General features: G+C 69.0%; 1 protein-coding gene. It reads left to right on the top strand.

The features are described 5' to 3' along the window. A partial coding sequence (locus CSC76_RS18790; protein WP_162111481.1) for an OmpA family protein occupies positions 1 to 2,323 on the top strand: 2,323 nt, incomplete at its 5' end. Between the last annotated feature and the right edge of the window lie 82 nt (positions 2,324 to 2,405).

A 2,405-nucleotide genomic window follows, 5' to 3' on the forward strand; every position in this document is an offset into this window, starting at 1 on the left:
GGGCCTGACCTTCGGTGCGGTGACCAATGCCGGTGCGTACACCTGCAACAGCACCAACCCGCTGGTGTGCACGCTGCCGGTGGGCACCGTGCCGGGCACCTACACGGTGACCTACACGGCCACGGTCAACGACCAGGCCGTGGGCACGGTGGACAACGCCGTGGTCGGTACCGGTGATGATGCACCCACCTGTGCCGGCAGCTGCAGCACGCAGACGCCGGTTGCCGCGCCCCGCGTGGTGGTCTCCAAGTCCTCCGACCCGGGCACCGGTACCCAGGTGCAGGTGGGCCAGACGGTGCGCTACACGCTCACGGTGGAGGTCAGTGCATCGGCCCTGCGCGAGGCCTTGGTCCTGGTCGATACACCCGATCGCGGCCTGACCCTGGGCGCGCTGCCCGCCGGCTGCACCTTCGACGGCACACGGCTGACCTGCCAGCTGCCGGCCGGTACGCCTGCCGGCGTGCACACGCTGACCTACGAGGCGGTCGTGAACCCGAACGCCGGCCCGGTGGTGGGCAACCAGGTAAGCGCCACCGGTGGGGGCGGCGAGCTGCCGACCTGCACCACCTGCAGCACGGAGCATGAACTGGAAGCACCGCAGATCCGCCTGAGCAAGACGGCAGGCAGCCGCGAGGTCCGCATCGGCGATCTGGTGCGCTACACCCTGACGGTGGAGAACGTGGGCCGCGTGAACGTGGTCAACGGCAGCGTGGTGGACACGCCGGCGGCGGGCTTCAGCTACGTGGAAGGCTCCCTGCTGGCCAACGATGCCGATGCCATGGCCACGGTGTCCGGCGGCAACCCCTTGCGCTTCAGCGGGGTGGATGTGGCGGCAGGCGAGACTGCGACCCTGGTCTACGTGATGCGCGTGGGCGCCGGCGTACGTCCGGGCACCCACGTCAACCAGGCCCAGGTGCGCTCGGCCACCGACGATCCGGTGTCCAACGTGGCCACGGCCGAGGTCGTGCTGACCGCCGATCCGCTGCTGGACGACAGCCTGGTGTTCGGCACGGTGTTCAACGACCGTGACGGCGACGGCTGGCAGGACAGTGCCGCGCTCAGTGGGGTGAAGGTGCAGGGCGGCTTCGCGCCGACGGCCTACATCGCCAACTCCACCACGGTGGATCGTGGTGCAGGTCCCCAGCCGGAGCCCGATGCGAGCTCGCCGCTGCTGCACGGCATCGCCGTGGGCGCGATCAGTGGCCGTCAGTCGGTGGCCGATCCGGTCCAGGACCATGAGGTGGTGATCCGCCAGCGTCTGAACGAGCTGAGCTTCACCGACGACTTCGTGCTGACCAGCAACCAAGGGGTCACGGTGCGCATGGATGCGGCAGGCAATACCCGTGTCGAGCAGTCCGGTGAAGCGGCCAAGGGCCTGACCGCGGCAACGCCCACGGTCGAGCGCCGGGTGGCCCAGTCCGAGGGCGGCTATGTGGTGGATTACGTCATCCGCAACACCGGTATCGATGAGCGCGGCATCCCCGGCGTGCGCATCGCCTCGGTGGAAGGCCTGCTGATCGAGACCGACCAGTACGGGCGCTACCACCTGGCAGGTGTATCGGGCGGTCCGTGGGAGCGCGGTCGCAACTTCATCCTGAAGGTCGACCCGTCCACGCTGCCGGCCGGTGCGCAGTTCACCACCGACAATCCGCTGCTGCGTCGGGTCACCCCCGGCGTGCCGGTCCGCTTCGACTGGGGCGTCAAGCTTCCCGAGCAGGTGATCGAGGGCGGCACCGAGCAGGTGGAACTGGAGATGGGCGAGGTCTTCTTCGCCCCCGGCAGCGCGGAGGTGCGCGAGAAGTACCTGCCGGTGATCGAGGCCATGGCGGCCAAGGTGCGCCAGTACCAGGGCGGGGAAGTGGTCATCCAGGCCAACGGCGACAGCCAGGGCCTGGCCTTCGAGCGCGCGAACGCGGTCAAGGCCGCCTTGCTGGACAAGCTCGATGCCGCCTCTGCCCAGGGCCTGGTGGTCAGCGCCCGCGGCACCGTCGACGATCCGTCTTCGATGATCGTGGGCGTGGACGAAGGCGGCGCGCTGCTGGGCACGGTGCTGTTCGATACCGACAAGTCCAACATCCGGCCCGAGTTCGCGCCGCTGCTGGACAAGGTGGCCGCGGCGCTGGAGAAGATGGGCGGCGGCAGCATCGCCATCGTCGGCCATACCGACGTGCGGGCCTCGCACGCCTACAACCTCGCCCTGGGCATGCGTCGTGCCAAGGCGGTCTATGAAGCGCTGGCCCAACGCCTGAGTCCGCAGGTGCGTGCCAACGTTCGCGTCGAAGCCAGCAACGACCCGACAGCCCCTGTCGGCGTACGCAAGTGAGGGGGGGCCGGGTCATGAACAAGCGCATGAAAATGAAACTGCTGGACTACACGTTGATCAGCCTGCTGGCCGGCACGGCGCC

It is taken from the genome of Pseudoxanthomonas mexicana, assembly GCF_010093385.1.
GTDB lineage: Bacteria > Pseudomonadota > Gammaproteobacteria > Xanthomonadales > Xanthomonadaceae > Pseudoxanthomonas_A > Pseudoxanthomonas_A mexicana.